At 57.1% G+C, this 14333-nt stretch carries 16 protein-coding genes; 9 read left to right on the forward strand and 7 right to left on the reverse strand.

The genetic code is table 11. From position 1 onward, the window contains the following. The first annotated feature begins 118 nt into the window (after positions 1-118). On the forward strand, positions 119-1159 hold the full coding sequence (locus IE087_RS09070) for a hypothetical protein (RefSeq protein WP_229801316.1): 1041 nt from the start codon (positions 119-121) through the stop codon (positions 1157-1159). Here IE087_RS09070 and thyX read toward each other — a convergent pair. Continuing rightward, positions 1149-2054 carry an FAD-dependent thymidylate synthase gene (gene thyX / locus IE087_RS09075; RefSeq protein WP_189368987.1) on the reverse strand — a complete coding sequence of 302 codons (906 nt, stop codon included), beginning with the start codon at positions 2052-2054 and terminating at the stop codon, positions 1149-1151. The genes IE087_RS09070 and thyX overlap by 11 nt on opposite strands. A gap of 207 nt (positions 2055-2261) precedes the next feature. On the opposite strand from thyX, the gene IE087_RS09080 reads away from it, so the two are divergent. The 5 genes from IE087_RS09080 to IE087_RS09100 are packed head-to-tail and all read left to right on the forward strand — an operon-like array spanning position 2262 to position 6419. Continuing rightward, positions 2262-3164, forward strand: a complete 903-nt coding sequence (locus IE087_RS09080) for a hypothetical protein (protein WP_189368988.1) — start codon at positions 2262-2264, stop codon at positions 3162-3164. Further along, complete coding sequence (locus IE087_RS09085; protein WP_189368989.1) at positions 3161-4519, forward strand: surface lipoprotein assembly modifier; 1359 nt, start codon at positions 3161-3163, stop codon at positions 4517-4519. Before IE087_RS09080 ends, IE087_RS09085 begins: the two co-directional genes overlap by 4 nt. 24 nt (positions 4520-4543) lie before the next feature. Beyond that, positions 4544-4972, forward strand: a complete 429-nt coding sequence (locus IE087_RS09090) for a VOC family protein (RefSeq protein WP_189368990.1) — start codon at positions 4544-4546, stop codon at positions 4970-4972. Beyond that, complete coding sequence (locus IE087_RS09095; protein ID WP_189368991.1) at positions 4966-5667, forward strand: DUF1194 domain-containing protein; 702 nt, start codon at positions 4966-4968, stop codon at positions 5665-5667. The genes IE087_RS09090 and IE087_RS09095 overlap by 7 nt, the downstream gene beginning before the upstream one ends. After that, on the forward strand, positions 5664-6419 hold the full coding sequence (locus IE087_RS09100) for a DUF1194 domain-containing protein (protein ID WP_189368992.1): 756 nt from the start codon (positions 5664-5666) through the stop codon (positions 6417-6419). Before IE087_RS09095 ends, IE087_RS09100 begins: the two co-directional genes overlap by 4 nt. On the opposite strand, the gene IE087_RS09105 is transcribed toward IE087_RS09100, so the two are convergent. The 3 genes from IE087_RS09105 to IE087_RS09115 all read right to left on the reverse strand — a co-directional run bounded on the left by IE087_RS09105 (position 6413) and on the right by IE087_RS09115 (position 7670). Next, positions 6413-6934, reverse strand: a complete 522-nt coding sequence (locus IE087_RS09105) for a MarR family winged helix-turn-helix transcriptional regulator (RefSeq protein WP_373296496.1) — start codon at positions 6932-6934, stop codon at positions 6413-6415. The genes IE087_RS09100 and IE087_RS09105 overlap by 7 nt on opposite strands. A 78-nt stretch (positions 6935-7012) precedes the next feature. After that, the gene (locus IE087_RS09110) at positions 7013-7279 is read right to left on the reverse strand and encodes a succinate dehydrogenase assembly factor 2 (protein WP_189368993.1); all 267 of its coding nucleotides are present in this window, start codon (positions 7277-7279) and stop codon (positions 7013-7015) included. Continuing rightward, positions 7272-7670 (reverse strand): helix-turn-helix domain-containing protein, encoded by a 399-nt coding sequence (locus tag IE087_RS09115; protein WP_189368994.1) that lies wholly within the window; start codon positions 7668-7670, stop codon positions 7272-7274. The genes IE087_RS09110 and IE087_RS09115 overlap by 8 nt, the downstream gene beginning before the upstream one ends. Before the next feature lie 92 nt (positions 7671-7762). Between IE087_RS09115 and IE087_RS09120 the strand changes: the two genes are divergently transcribed. From IE087_RS09120 to IE087_RS09130, 3 genes are all read left to right on the forward strand, one after another. Beyond that, positions 7763-8965, forward strand: a complete 1203-nt coding sequence (locus IE087_RS09120; RefSeq protein ID WP_189368995.1) for a pyridoxal phosphate-dependent aminotransferase — start codon at positions 7763-7765, stop codon at positions 8963-8965. Between the two features lie 15 nt (positions 8966-8980). Beyond that, positions 8981-9391, forward strand: a complete 411-nt coding sequence (locus IE087_RS09125; RefSeq protein WP_189368996.1) for a hypothetical protein — start codon at positions 8981-8983, stop codon at positions 9389-9391. A gap of 165 nt (positions 9392-9556) precedes the next feature. Next, positions 9557-11269: a calcium-binding protein gene (locus tag IE087_RS09130; RefSeq protein WP_189368997.1), complete on the forward strand. Its 1713-nt coding sequence runs from the start codon at positions 9557-9559 to the stop codon at positions 11267-11269. A gap of 49 nt (positions 11270-11318) precedes the next feature. Here IE087_RS09130 and IE087_RS09135 read toward each other — a convergent pair whose 3' ends face one another. The 3 genes from IE087_RS09135 to IE087_RS09145 all read right to left on the reverse strand — a co-directional run bounded on the left by IE087_RS09135 (position 11319) and on the right by IE087_RS09145 (position 14291). Next, positions 11319-12707: an MATE family efflux transporter gene (locus IE087_RS09135; RefSeq protein WP_229801317.1), complete on the reverse strand. Its 1389-nt coding sequence runs from the start codon at positions 12705-12707 to the stop codon at positions 11319-11321. A 76-nt stretch (positions 12708-12783) separates the two neighbouring features. Beyond that, entirely contained in the window at positions 12784-13668 is an 885-nt protein-coding gene (locus IE087_RS09140; protein ID WP_189368998.1) for a nickel/cobalt transporter, read from the reverse strand. Then, entirely contained in the window at positions 13656-14291 is a 636-nt protein-coding gene (locus tag IE087_RS09145; protein ID WP_189368999.1) for a DUF1007 family protein, read from the reverse strand. The genes IE087_RS09140 and IE087_RS09145 overlap by 13 nt, the downstream gene beginning before the upstream one ends. Positions 14292-14333: the final 42 nt, after the last annotated feature.

The raw sequence follows: 14333 nt of genomic DNA on the forward strand, positions 1-14333 counted from the left end.
AGCTTGACGCAGCGTGAGGTATGTGTTACTCTTACTCAAAGCAGGGAGGAGGAAAATTTAGCGAGGAACAAAGCGTGAAAGGCGTTTTGTTCTCTCTTTGGACTCGAAAGGTTCATTGTTGAAGTCTGCATCTGCAAATACAGTAAGCAAAACTGACACCGTAACACTCCGGGACAAACCGTCTCCCAACATGATAGCTTCGTTTAAGGATCATGTCAGGAAAACTGGGCAACCCGAGACATATAGCCTGATTACCACCAAACAAGCCTTTGACTTAGACAACGCAGAGATCCTTGCTGAATTTCAAGTTGATCGGAAAAAGCGCGAAGACCTGCGGGCCGTTCCTTGCCCGATTTGTTCACCAACCTCCCCAAAGTATTTGGCCGGATACCTAGTTTGGTTCCCTCAGGAAAGGGTTATTCGTGCTATTGGCCGTGAGTGCGGCAAGCGAATAAATGAAAAATGGGATAGAGAGCAATACGCTTTCAAGAAACGACAGCAACAGGAAGCTCGAGAGGAGTACTTAGAAGCCAATCTTCATTTACTTCCAAACCTGCTGTTGGACTATTCCGCTGAATTAGCGCGTGCTGATGCACAAGAAACAGTTTGGCTCGCGATGCGCCGCGAAAATCCGGCGATAGCTCAGTACCTACGTTCGGGAATGCGTTCAGGTTACTTGTCGGTATCGGAAAGGTTAAATTCACGTTCCGGAATAGCGATGACGACCAGTGCGGGTGCGTCGAAATTTCGCGAAGTTCGCATCGGTTTTTGCGTTGGTCAGAGCTTCGTCGCATCCAAGAACGAACTAGCAAAAAAGCTTAAACAGCAATTGGAGATGCTTAGTCTCTTTGATTTTGGGAATGAACCAAACCGCTGTTTTCTGGCAATTTGCGATATGACAACGGCAGAAATGGAAAAAGCTGAGCGCGCGATTAAGCGGTCCAAAGTTGTGCTCGATCAGGCAAGAAGCAGACTCGATGACTTCGAAAGCTTTTTTTCTTCCCAAAACATTGATCTGATCAATCAATGGGCTGGGCATCCGAGTTCCGAGCTAAACTTTCAATTGGAGATCGCCAATAACGGGAACCGCTTTAAGGTTCGGAGTCATGAGTTTGGATATACAGAGATCGACTTGACAACAATCTCACTCACCCAATAACCCCTATAAACTCCCGCCATTCCCCCTTGGACATGCCGGAATTCTCCTGCGTGACCTCTTCACCTTTCAACATTCTCTGAATACACGCAAGAGCTGTGGCGCTTAGCGTCGCACCACCCATACGGTAATCCTCGAACGCCTTATACGCCGCAGGCACCCAATCCTTGACCATTTCGCAGATCGCATCCGCATAAACGCGGATTTCGTATTGCGCGTGCGCATCCGCCCGCAGCCGCAGGAAATGGAACAGATTGTGCAGGTCCACTTTCCAATACCATTGGGTATAGATGTTCGCGGGCAGGTTCATGCGGGCGAGTTCGCGGGCGAGGCCGGATTGACCGTCCTGACTGATCATCGCCTCGTAATTGTCATAGGCGCGGGTGCTGTCGGCCTTGAGGATTTCGAGGACGCGGGCGGCTTCTTCGCCCTGCAGCATCTCTCCCCTGCCTTGGTTGTTGACGACCGATTGGGCGGCGAGCGCGTCGGGCTCGGGGATGTAAAATTCGCGGTCGAGGATCGAGTAGCGGGCCGAGTATTCGTTCACGTTGGCGGTGCGGTGGCGGATCCACTGGCGTGCAACGAAGACGGGCAGTTTGACGTGCAGCTTGATCTCGCACATCTCGAAGGGCGTCGAGTGCCAGTGGCGCATGAGGTAGCGGATCAGCCCTTCGTCGTTCTGGACGGATTTGGTGCCCTTGCCGTAGCTGACGCGCGCGGCCTGGCAGATGGCGCTGTCGTCGCCCATGTAGTCGATGACGCGGACAAAGCCATGGTCGAGCACGGGTTGGGCTTTGTAGAGATGCGCCTCCATCCCCGGGACGGTGGCACGGAGCGTGGGCTGCGTGTGGCTGCGCAGCTCTTCGATTTCGGCAAGCTGTTCGGGGCTGAGCGGCATGGGGCGCGTCCTTTATCCACAGAATCTATCAGGACTACACCTTATATTGTGGATTGGCCGATGAGAACCGCTAGATCGGGGTCGTTTTTTGGCAACGGTTCACGGGCGGCGCGAATCAGTACGGTCACGAAAGCGTTGACTTTTGGGGGGTTACGGCGCTTTCTTACCACAAAAGAGGCAGGACATAGACCGCAAAGGTTTTCAGGCATGAAACGGATAGTAGCAGTGTGCACACTGACCGCTCTGGTCGCGGCGTGTGGCAATGGACCCCGTAGCGACGAACCGGATTCGGGAGGCGACCCGGCCCCGGAAGACAACACGCCGGATCCAAACACCGGCACGCGGTCGGTGTTTTTTGGCGACGGCACCAGCAGCAGTAACTTGACCGTCAACAATGTCGTGTTTGATCCAGCGTCGGACACGTTGGTCATCAACAACATTCCCTTTGATGACCCAGACAACCAATATGTCCGGATCACAACGGAGAATTTCGTTGGCAGCGGCTTTGACGCTTATCAGAGTGACCCTGCCCCGGGCACTGGTGAACAACAGTATTTCGCGATTTTCCGCAGGTCAGATACAGGCAACTCGCAGGTCACCGCGGCCACGTCGGCCGAATTCATAGGCTTCGGATTTGGTGGCGCGGGCGCTCAACGTTTGGGCGCGGATCCGACACTGCCCTTGAACGGTATCCTCACTTACAATGGCGAATATGGTGCCGTGCGCACGGTATTGAATGGTGTCGGGAATGGGGACCGCGTGGAATACGTAACCGGTGATGCGCAGTTGACCGCAGACTTTGGCGACTTTGACGAAGTGGGGGCTGTCGAGGGCCGCGTTACGAACCGAGTTCTTTATGATGATACCGGCGCTCAGATTGCCACTCTTTCGGATTCGATCAGCTTGGCGAACGGTGAAATCGACTTTGACAACGGTCTTATCCTGTCTACCGACGCGGTTTTGCTAGATGCCACAGGTACAATCGCTGGAAACGGCAACTGGGAAGGCGTATTCGCTGGCCCCAATGGCGAAGAGATCGCAGGTATTGTCGTATTGGAGACGACGGACAATACCACACGTGAGATCGGCGGCATCGTCGCGAACCGGTGAACCGCGCCCTTGTGCTTTCAGTTGCGGTTGTTGGGGCCTTTTATGCACAGGCCCCTTCGACCGCACAAACGGTGGTCAAGCCGGATGAGGCGCGAGTACTTGCTTCGCGTCTGATCAACTCTGGCCAACCTGGTGCAGCGCTGTCTGTTCTGGACGCATTGATCGAGCGCGACGGCGCGGACGCGCAGTCGCATATCCTGAAGGCACATGCCTTGCGCGCAGCCGGAGACTATAAAGAGGCCCATGCATCCGCCCGTGAGGGTTGGAAACATGCGGATACGCCTGAATTCAAATATCACGCGGCCATTGCAACGGCACAGGCCCTGTCCAAGGACAACAAGAAGTCGCGCGCACAGCTCTGGCTGAGACGTGCGGCGCATGTGGCACCGAACGACCACGCACGCGCGCGGGCCATTCGAGACCATAGTTTTGTCCGCAAAACGAACCCATGGTCAGTGCGGTTCAAATTTGGGATTTCCCCCAGCGACAACGTCAACAACGCCCCCCGAGACAACAGTGTCATTTTGGGTGGCTTGGTGTTTGTTGATGAGGCTGCAGTGCCGCTGTCTGGCATTGAAATCACATCTGGGGTCGATTTGCGCTACAACTTCAGCATCAAAGCACAGAGTCAGAATTTTGCATCCTTCGAGTTCGACCAAAAGAACGTGGTTCTGACCGAAGAAGATGCGAACATCCCGGCAGGTGTCGAAGATTCGGACTTTGCCTTTACACGCGCTCAGGCATCGATTGGACGAGATTTCCAATCGGGTCCGAATGCGCCAAAACACACTGTCAAACTCAGCTTTGGACGTGTTTGGTATGGCCGCGACCACCTTTCGGACGAAACAACCCTTCGGTATCGACAGTCACGCGTTTTGCAGGGCAAGTCTCGCCTCATCTGGCACGGCAGCGTGGGTTATGCGGATCGCCAAGATTCCGAGACACGATCCGGTTTCACAACCGGTGTCGGTGCAACCTGGATCAAGCCGCTGGCGAGAGGTGACTATCTTTCGCTTAATGCCAGCCTGTCGCGCAGCGAAGCAGACAGTGCATTTGTCACCCACACAGGTCTACGGGTCGGGGCAAGCTACACGTTGGGCAAGCCCATCATGGGGGCAACTGCAACATTCTCGGCTTCCGGCGTGATAAGGCGCTATGATGATACACTGTTCGGGTTTGACGAAGCCCGTGACGACGAAGGTGTGACACTCTCGACATCGTTACTGTTCAAGGATTTTGACACCCACGGCTTTGCGCCTAAAGTCTCTTTCACGGCTGAACGTACAAACTCGAACATCAGCCGATATGAAACGCAAAATTTTGGGGTCAGCATCGGATTTCAATCCTTGTTCTGACCCAGTCAATCAAGGACAAACAGCATGGGCTTAACCTATCTGCACACAATGGTTCGCGTGAAGGACCTGGATGCCTCGATGGCATTCTACAAACTGCTGGGACTTGAGGAGACACGGCGCCATGACAGCGAAGGCGGGCGGTTTTCGCTGATTTTCATGGCACCACCGGACCAACCGGAATGCCCTGTTGAGCTGACATATAACTGGGATGGCGATGAAGGTTTGCCGGATGACAGCCGCCATTTCGGGCATCTCGCCTACCGCGTGGATAACATCTATGAGACATGCCAGCATCTGATGGACAATGGCGTGACGATCAATCGTCCGCCGCGTGATGGGCACATGGCCTTTGTCCGATCCCCCGACAACGTGTCGATCGAGTTGCTGCAGGCGGGCGATGCCCTGCCCCCGGCCGAACCCTGGGCCAGCATGGAAAACACAGGCCATTGGTAAGAACTGCAGCCGTTCTGGCCGCCTGCGTCGCCGCATCCCCTGCGGCGGCGTGTCGGTTGGCACTTTTGCTGGCGCTTGATGTGTCATCATCCGTCGACGCGACCGAGGACCAGTTGCAACGGGGTGGCCTTGTCGCCGCCTTGACAGCGCCCGAGGTCCGCGCCGCCTTCTTTGCTGTGGATGCGCCCGTTGCGCTGGCCGTGTATGAATGGTCGGGGCGCTACAATCAGGAGGTCGTGTTGGACTGGACCCTGATTGACAGCCCTGGCGCTTTACTCGACGCGGCAGAGACTGTCGCCGCCAGCAAACGCTCCCACAACGAGTTCCCCACCGCAATGGGCTATGCCTTGGGTTTCGGGGCCGAGATGTTCGAGCGAGCGCCATCATGCCTGTACCGGACCATTGATATGGCGGGAGATGGGCAGAACAACGAAGGCTTTGGACCCCAACTGGCCTATCGCGAGTTTGCTTTTGACGAGGTGACGGTGAATGGTTTGGTTGTGAATGCAGCGGAATTTACGTCGGAGACCATGTTGATCGAGTTTTATGAACACGAGGTATTGCGGGGCCCCGGTGCATTTTTGGAGGTTGCGCAAGGTTTCGAGGATTATGAACGCGCGATGCGCCGGAAGCTTGAACGGGAGCTGACGCCGCCAATTATTGGTGCGCTTGACGTGCACATCGGCGGCGGATGATCCGTGCGCTTCTGATCTGCGCCGCGTTATTGGCGGCAACAACTGCAAGGAGCGAATCCGCTTGTCGCCAAGCTTTGGCCTTGGGGCTGGACGTGTCCGGGTCTGTCGATGTCCGGGAATACCGTTTGCAGATGGATGGGCTGGCGGCCGCCTTGGACAGCGGAAAGGTTCGACAAGCCTTATTGCAGGTGCCATCGGCGCCTGTGCACCTGCTTGTATACGAATGGAGCGGCCCGGAAGACCCGGAAGTGATCCTGCCGTGGACGGCGATAGATAGTGCGGCAGTGCTCAACGGCGTGATTGGTCAGTTGCGAGCGACCGAAAGACGACAGGCGAGTCCCGGCACCGCCCTTGGTCTGGCGATGCGTGAGGGCGCGGCGCATTTGGCACAGCGTTCGGATTGCTGGAAGCTCACTTTGGACTTGTCCGGAGATGGCAAGTCGAACCTGGGTATCCGCCCAATAGATGTAAAGCCGGAGTTGGAAGATACCGGGATCACGATCAACGCCCTTGTGATCGGTGCGGACACTGTTGGCATGGGGGACCTACAGCAGGGCGAAATTTCAGCACTGTCCGCCTATTTTCAGAATAATGTGATTGTCGGATCAGACAGTTTCGTTGAAACCGCGCTGGGGTTCGAGGACTACGCCGCCGCCATGGCGCGCAAGCTAGAACGAGAGTTGGAGACGCTGATCCTTGGAGAAGTGTTTCCTGCGCCGAACCCTGGGCTTCCAGCCAGTGCTGATCAGTAGATATAGCGAATTTGGTCCGTCCAATACCGTTCCATACGCTTGAGTGATGCGGTGATATCGATGATACCTTCAGGTCCCAGCACACCTTTGGATTGCAATCCATCTGCATGGCGCAGGAACAACTCGTTCACCACGTCGCGGATCTTGCGCCCCTTCTCCGTAAGGCGCACGCGCACCGACCGTCGGTCAATCTCGCATCGCTGGTGGTGCATGTACCCCATTTCCACCAGTTTCTTGAGATTGTAACTGACATTCGAGCCTTGGTAGTAGCCGCGGCTTTTCAACTCGCCCGCTGTCACCTCGTTGTCGCCGATGTTGAACAGGAGCAGCGCCTGAACTGCGTTGATTTCCAACACGCCTACCCGTTCAAATTCATCTTTGATCACATCAAGCAACAAACGGTGCAGCCGTTCGACGAGCGACAGCGCCTCAAGGTAACCCAACATGAAACTGGCGTTGGCGGTCGATTTATCGGCCATGCCTGGGACCTGGCCAATAGGGTCCTGAATGCTCATCCGTTTTCTCCGACGTCATCTGTTCTTGCCAGAAGATGCGGTTGATTCGGAAATATTCAGTTAAATGCGCCGAAGCAGCTAGTTTTCGGGCTGAAACGTGCGTGAGACAGCGTGAATCAGTTCGGAAAGGTGGGCTGGAGGCGTTTCTTGCCCCGTCACCCACCGATACAGATCCTGATCGTTTTCATTAAGCATCGCGTCGTACACGTCCAGTTGGGCATCCGTCATGTCCACAAGATGCCGCCCGGCATAGGTCGACAGGATCAGGTCCATTTCTTTGATCCCGCGGCGCATGGATCGCATATGCAGCCGCTTTAGCCGATGTTCGCGCGGCTCATCAGACATCGGTTGGAGTCTGCATGGCGACGCGCAACTTTTTCTCGAGCCGCCCCAGTTGTTCAGCGCGCGCCAACATGTCCGAACGCATGTCACGCACCTCGGTCAATAGATCGCGCATGTCGGCGGTCAAAGGTTCCTCGGTCACGGGGGCATCAAGGCCTTCGCCCTCGCCATTGATCAGCCACATCATTGAAACGTTCAACAATCCGGCCATCATCGACAAACGGTTGGCACGCGGTTCGCTCAGATCGTCTTCCCAGGCGCGCAGTGTTGCCAGCCGCACTCCCAAACGCTTCGCAAGTTGTTTCTGAGTCATCCCGGCCTGTTCGCGTGCGCCCGCCACACGGTCGCCGAATGTCGCCGCTTCTGCGCTGTACCAGTCTTGCAGATCATCCATGGGATTGCTCTCCTTCTCGGCGCTGGCGCTTGATCGCGCGAGGTACGCCGCCTATGAGGGTCTGGATACCGTTCTAACGCCCCGAGGCCAACATGACATTCCTTTCCGCGACACTCGACCGCGTCAAACCGTCCCCGACTGTTGCCCTGACAGGACAGGTCGCTGCCCTCAAAGCGCAGGGCAAGGACATCATCGGCCTGGGTGCTGGTGAGCCAGATTTCGACACGCCGCAGAACATCAAGGATGCCGCCGTGGTTGCCATTGCACTTGGTAAGACGAAATACACCCCGGTTGACGGAATTCCAGAACTGAAGCAGGCCATCGTTGAAAAATTCAAGCGCGACAACGGCTTGGACTACAGCCCGGCACAAGTCACCGTCGGAACTGGTGGCAAACAGATCCTGTACAACGCGCTGATGGCGACGCTGAATGAAGGTGACGAGGTTGTAATCCCTGCCCCCTATTGGGTAAGCTATCCGGACATGGTTCTGCTGGCAGGCGGCACGCCTGTGATCGCCGAGGCGTCGTTACAGACCGGGTTCAAGCTGACCGCAGATCAGCTGGAATCCGCCATCACCGACAAGACAAAGTGGCTGATTTTCAACTCTCCATCGAACCCGACGGGCGCTGGTTACACCCGAGAAGAGTTGAAAGAGATCACCGATGTGCTGATGCGCCACCCGCATGTCTGGGTGATGACGGACGATATGTACGAGCACCTTGTATATGATGATTTCGAGTTCACAACTCCTGCACAGATCGAACCACGTCTCTATGACCGCACACTGACCGTCAACGGCGTCAGCAAGGCCTACGCCATGACCGGTTGGCGCATTGGCTATGCGGCGGGACCCGAAGAGTTGATCAAAGCAATGCGCAAGGTGCAGTCACAATCGACATCGAACCCCTGCTCCATTAGCCAGTTTGCTGCCCTTGAGGCAGTGAACGGCACGCAAGAGTTCATAGCCCCCAATAACGAGATATTCAAACGTCGCCGCAACCTGGTGGTCGAGATGCTGAACGCGGCAGAGGGCATCGCATGCCCGGTGCCGGACGGTGCATTCTACGTCTATCCATCGATCGCGGGCTGCATAGGCAAGACTTCAGCCGGCGGTACGAAGATCGAAAATGATGAGGATTTCTGCACGGCCCTGCTGGAAGAGACCGGCGTAGCCGTGGTTTTTGGCGCCGCCTTTGGGCTATCGCCAAACTTCCGCGTCAGCTACGCTACGTCAGACGAGGCCCTGAAAGAGGCCTGCACCCGCATCCAGTCCTTCTGTGCGGGGCTGACATAACGAGGGTGGTTTACTATGGGCGCGGAGCTTCCTGACTATTACTTCCGTGTGCGTGAAAACGGTGCGGCCGTGTTTCGAGTGGATACCGAGAACCGGCAACGCCGGATCGAGATGGACCAGATCGCGGTCGTCAACATTCGGAACGGCGAAATCAAACCGCACGGTGATCGGACCTTGTCCGCCGATGATCTCGCGCGGATTGAAGCATGGATGGAAGAACGCGCAGAAGTGCTGGCCCATCGTGACATCGACGATATTCACCGGGCGATCGACTACCTGAACCTTACTACGCATTGGGCGCAAAGCCGCGCGACAGAAGATCAGTTGGAAGACGTGACGGACGCCCTTCTGCTGGCCATGCACGACTTACGGTCCGTGCTCGTGCGCAAGAAGGCTGACCGCCTGATGAAGGGGGCAAAGGGCTGATACCCTCTTGAACACCAGTCGGCGGATGGGCACTCAAGTTATGTGATTTTTCGAGACCGATTTGTTCACTTTCCGCCTATGACATGCGGTGGTGTACGTCGTGCTAGGCAATGAGGCGGCTTAGCGGCACTGGCTGAAGTGATCAAACAGCCAGGAGACATGCAGATGCCCCAGCCACCCATTGCACCCATCACACCAAACGGATTGGAGACCATCGCAGAACTGGTCGAAACCGAACCGGGGCTCATTGCCAATATCTATCCAGCCGATATCGAAGGCGGCGCCGCTGCGGCGCGCCAAATGAACCAAGTATTCGAAACGGCCATGTCAGCCACCGGTGTCAACAACGAAGGCCTGCTGACACCAGGCGACATGTATGTGCTGTCGTCGTTCATCCAGAACGACCCAGCTCTGTATGAGACCTTTCTTGAAGGTCACGGCGACGATGAGGGCAATGAGGAAACCGGGTTCCACCTTGTGCAGGGTGATGGCGGCGCACTTCAATTCCGCGGTCGCGACTTCATCGATACGGTCGCGGATGCGATTTATCACCTCGGCTTCGACATCGTGGACGGGCGCTTTGAAAACGAGGACGGCAATGAAAACGAGCGTGTAACTGATGTTGCCGGTTGGATGAATTACTTCGTCAACGGCGAAAGCCGGGTTTACGGCACGAACGAGAGCGAAACGCTGCGTTCAGGCAACTACAGTTTCGTTTTGGCCGGGGCCGCCAACGAAATTTTCAACGCAGGTGGCGGTGATGACCAGATCTGGGCCGGGATCGGGAACGATACTGTGTTCGGGGCCACGGGCAACGACACCGCAGGAGGCGGTGAAGGCAATGATTACCTCAACGGTCAGGCTGGCAATGACCGTATGTGGGGCGAAGAAGGTGATGACACCGTTATCGGTCAGAGCGGAAACGACACGCTGAGCGGCGGCGAAGGGCACGATTTGGTGAATGGCGGAGGCGGCCATGACACCCTGTATGGCAACGAAGGGAATGACACGTTGTGGGGTGGCGCGGGCAATGATCGACTGTCTGGCGACATTGGAAACGATGTAATGCGCGCAGACAACGGTGATGACACGCTGTGGGGCGACGAAGGAAACGACGCTCTGTTTGCTGGTGCAGGCGCTGACGAAGCATATGGCAGTGCGGGCAATGACACCGTGTTTGCCGGTGCCGGAGACGACAGTACAACCGGCGGTGACGGCGATGACGCATTACGCGGCGAAGACGGCAATGACACGCTGCGCGGCGATGATGGCGATGACACGTTGAATGGCAATGCGGGAGACGATTCAATCACTGGCGGCGCAGGCAACGACTTCATCATGGGCGCAGATGGCCAGGACACGTTGCGCGGCGAAGACGGCAATGACACGGTGTTTGGCCATGATGGCAATGACAGCCTGCGAGGTGGCGGTGGAGAGGACCGCCTGGTAGGGGGCGCGGGGATGGATGACTTGCATGGTGGCGACGATGCAGACTACGTGTTTGCCGGGGACGGTAACGACACAGTGTCCGGCGGAAACGGCGAAGATCGTGTGATCGGAGGCGCAGGTGCCGACGAGATTCTCGACTACGAAGACATCGAGGCCCGGGACGTCTTTGTCTTCAACCCAGGTGACAGCGGGACAACCGTAGCCACTATGGACGTGATCCGCGGCTTTACGTCGATCATCGACAAGCTCGATTTGCGAGGGTTTGGCGGGCTGACCTATGTTGAAGGTGCCTCATTCTCCGGCACGCAGGCAGAAGTGTTGTTCGACGGCGACTTTGTGCAGATCGACAGTGATGGCGATGGCGCCGTTGACGAAATGATCGAGTTGGTCTGGGTGAACGCGGTCGAAGCCGGGGACTTCATTCTTTAGAAATGACCATGGCTTGGAACGGGCGGGACAGTCCCCTGCCCGTTCTTTGTCATATCGCGGACGCAGCGCCCTGTCCGGCGGTGCGCCCCAGTTTCGGCACCGACACCATCCAGAACCGCAGCATGAGTGCCACCCCGGCGCAGGCGAGTCCCAGCACAAGGCCGAGCCAGATGCCCGGCGCGCCCCACTCCAGAACGAACCCGAGGACATAGGAGGCGGGCATTCCAACCAGCCAATAGGACACTCCTGCAAGCACCATCGGTATCGTTGTATCCTGCACGCCGCGCAACAAGCCCAACGCGATAACCTGTGCCCCGTCCACCAGCTGGAACAGTGCCGCCAGGGCCAGCAGCAATACACCAATTTCGAGTATCTGATCCCGGGCCGGTTCGTCCTGATCCATGAAAAGGGAAATCAGCGGTTCCGGAAGCGTTATGAACAAGATGATTGTGGCAACAGCCATCGCAAGGCTCATCGCAATCACCGTGCGAGCGCCGCGCAGCATATGATCCAGATCTCCGCGACCGTACGCATTGCCCGCCCGGATCGTTGCGACATTGCTGAGCCCGAGATGTACCATGAAGGTGATTGCGGCCAGTTGCAGCGCAATGTTATGTGCAGCCAGCGGAATGGTTCCGAGCCAGCCCATCATGACGGCGGAGGCTGCGAACAATCCGACTTCGCTCAGGTTGGTCAGGCCGATCGGCAGACCGAGCCGGAACACTTTGCCCAGCATCTCCCAATCCGGACGCCAAAGCCGCCTGAGCAACTGGTGTTCAGGCAGCACGATCAGGGCATAGCTCACGACACCGATCAGCATGACAAGTTGCGTTACAACCGATGCAACAGCTGCACCCGCGATACCCCAGGCAGGGGCGCCCCAATTCCCGAAGATAAACGCGTAATTTGCAAGCCCATTGGCCAGTGCCGCCGCCAGAGTGATCCAAAGTACAATCTGGGTGCGTTCAAGCGCCGCCAAGTAGCTTTTGAAAGTCATCACCAGCAAGGCCGGAAGGATGCCCCAGCCCGCGATTCTCAGATAATCGGCTCCAAGCGCTGCAATCTCTTCGGTCTGTCCCAGCGCCAGCAGCACGCGTTCGGCCATCACCATGAGAGGAATCGCCAGAAATGCGAAGCCGAGGCTCAACCACAATCCCATGCGCGTTGCCCGACGGAGGTTGGTTTCGTCCTGTTCAGCATGGAATGATGCCACCATGGGCATCACGGCCCAGGCAAAGCCTGACCCCATCAGAAACAGAACAAAGAACAGGCTGCCTGCAACCCCCTGGGCCGCCAGCTCCTCGATTCCATACCAGCCCAGCATGACCGTGTCGGTCACGCCGATCGCAATCTGTCCGAGATGCCCGCCAATCAACGGCAGACCAAGCGAAAGGATTGCACGCGCATGCGCGCCATATGACATTTTACGGGTGGACATTCCCCACCCTTACGCCTGCTTTTTGAGCAAGAAAAGCCCCAGTGTACTCCGGGCGGCGAGATGCCACCCGGACCCGCTAAAGCAGGGGCAGAACGAGGGTCGTTGCCACCAGTGCAATCAATGCACCGGCCATGATCTCGATAACACCCATGGCGCGGACACTGCCCGCCCCCGACCAGCCGGAGAACGCTGTTTGCCGGGCTGTCACTGCAACAAGCGCAACAAGGACCGTCACGCTGGCTGTGCCCAACCCCATGACAAACGCACCTGCGACGCCCGCCCAGGGAATGCCGAAGCCAAAGCAAAGAATCAGCAGGAACACAGCACCGGTACAGGGCCGCATGGCGATCGAGCCAATTATGGCGATCGCATCCCGCCAGGACGATACCGATGCCGCTTGCTCGACACTTGGTCCATGCGCGTGACCACAACTGCTGCAATGTCCTTTCTCGTCCACATCATGGACAACGACATTCCGCGTACGGCGCACCCCTCTCACTATGAGCCAAAGGCCCAAGAGCGCTATTGCAATATAGCTGGCGGGTGCCAGCACCTTCTCAGCTGCATCGGTCAATTCATTGCGGCCCCACCCAAGAACCCATGCCCCAAGGGCAACCAGCAACACCGCTGTAAATGCCTGTGCGAGGGAAGATGCGATGGCGAGCCATGACAAACGCCACGCGGTCACCTGTTCTGCTGCGCCGTAGCCACCAATCACGAGCTTGCCATGGCCCGGCCCGGCAGCGTGAAAAAACCCGTATGCAGCGCAAACTCCCATCAAAGCGAACCACGCGCCCGGCTCGCCTGCCCGCACCGCGCGTAGGCCACTTGCAAGAGCCGCCTGGGTTTCACGCTGCTGGGCAGCAGCCCATTGGCCGATATCTGTCACCCCGCCAAAGCCAAAGAGCCACAGCGTTGCTGCGGCAACAGCCAGAAGGACGCCAATCCTTAGCCCGCGCATGACAGCGTGACAGTATCCGCAAAGGATTCGCCCACTTCCGGATAGGAGTCTTCTGCCTCCGCCGCTGGCGTGGCGTAAAGCAGCTCTTCGACCAGGGTGTAGGCCGCATCGAGATCGGCAGGCTGGATCGTGGCAGAGCAAGGCCCGTCTGTAGCGACCGGACCAATCAAATGATAGGCCGTGTAAAAGGTCGGATCATATGCCTTGATAACGACACCCGCCGCAGGTCCCTGCGCACGTCGGAAATGCGCCGAGGTGATCCGACCATCCTTGACCGAGATCCCCCGTCCAGAGGGTTTGCCAAGCGCAACAGGTTTGCCGTTGCGCGCGACATAACTATCCCCTTCAAACCCTTCGATCCATTGCAGGTCGAAGCCATTCAACCGGGCCAGTTCGCCGTCCGTCAGTTCGCCGTCACCATCGGGGTCCAGACCGAGGTCAGCCATCAGGAGCAAGGAATAGAATTCATCATAGGTCCAATGCACCTCGACCCCTTCGAGCGTACCATCCGGGCTGACAACGACCTTCAGCTTTGTATCGACGAACACGTGCGGATGGGCAGACGCCACGTGGGCTGACAGCGCCACAGCTGCAATAGCAATTAGAGATCGACGAAAGGACATTGCCAAGATTTAGGCAAGCCATCGCGTTGCCTCAACCCCGAT

The sequence above is a fragment of the Tateyamaria omphalii genome (genome assembly GCF_014651375.1).
GTDB lineage: Bacteria > Pseudomonadota > Alphaproteobacteria > Rhodobacterales > Rhodobacteraceae > Tateyamaria > Tateyamaria omphalii.

Coding starts and splice junctions, on each gene's coding strand:
- IE087_RS09145 (WP_189368999.1), bottom strand. CDS start 14,291: ATGTCCTTTCGTCGATCTCTAATTGCTATTGCAGCTGTGGCGCTGTCA.
- IE087_RS09110 (WP_189368993.1), bottom strand. CDS start 7,279: ATGTCTGATGAGCCGCGCGAACATCGGCTAAAGCGGCTGCATATGCGA.
- IE087_RS09135 (WP_229801317.1), bottom strand. CDS start 12,707: ATGTCCACCCGTAAAATGTCATATGGCGCGCATGCGCGTGCAATCCTT.
- IE087_RS09120 (WP_189368995.1), top strand. CDS start 7,763: ATGACATTCCTTTCCGCGACACTCGACCGCGTCAAACCGTCCCCGACT.
- IE087_RS09130 (WP_189368997.1), top strand. CDS start 9,557: ATGCCCCAGCCACCCATTGCACCCATCACACCAAACGGATTGGAGACC.
- thyX (WP_189368987.1), bottom strand. CDS start 2,054: ATGCCGCTCAGCCCCGAACAGCTTGCCGAAATCGAAGAGCTGCGCAGC.
- IE087_RS09090 (WP_189368990.1), top strand. CDS start 4,544: ATGGGCTTAACCTATCTGCACACAATGGTTCGCGTGAAGGACCTGGAT.
- IE087_RS09100 (WP_189368992.1), top strand. CDS start 5,664: ATGATCCGTGCGCTTCTGATCTGCGCCGCGTTATTGGCGGCAACAACT.
- IE087_RS09080 (WP_189368988.1), top strand. CDS start 2,262: ATGAAACGGATAGTAGCAGTGTGCACACTGACCGCTCTGGTCGCGGCG.
- IE087_RS09105 (WP_373296496.1), bottom strand. CDS start 6,934: ATGAGCATTCAGGACCCTATTGGCCAGGTCCCAGGCATGGCCGATAAA.
- IE087_RS09140 (WP_189368998.1), bottom strand. CDS start 13,668: ATGCGCGGGCTAAGGATTGGCGTCCTTCTGGCTGTTGCCGCAGCAACG.
- IE087_RS09125 (WP_189368996.1), top strand. CDS start 8,981: ATGGGCGCGGAGCTTCCTGACTATTACTTCCGTGTGCGTGAAAACGGT.
- IE087_RS09115 (WP_189368994.1), bottom strand. CDS start 7,670: ATGGATGATCTGCAAGACTGGTACAGCGCAGAAGCGGCGACATTCGGC.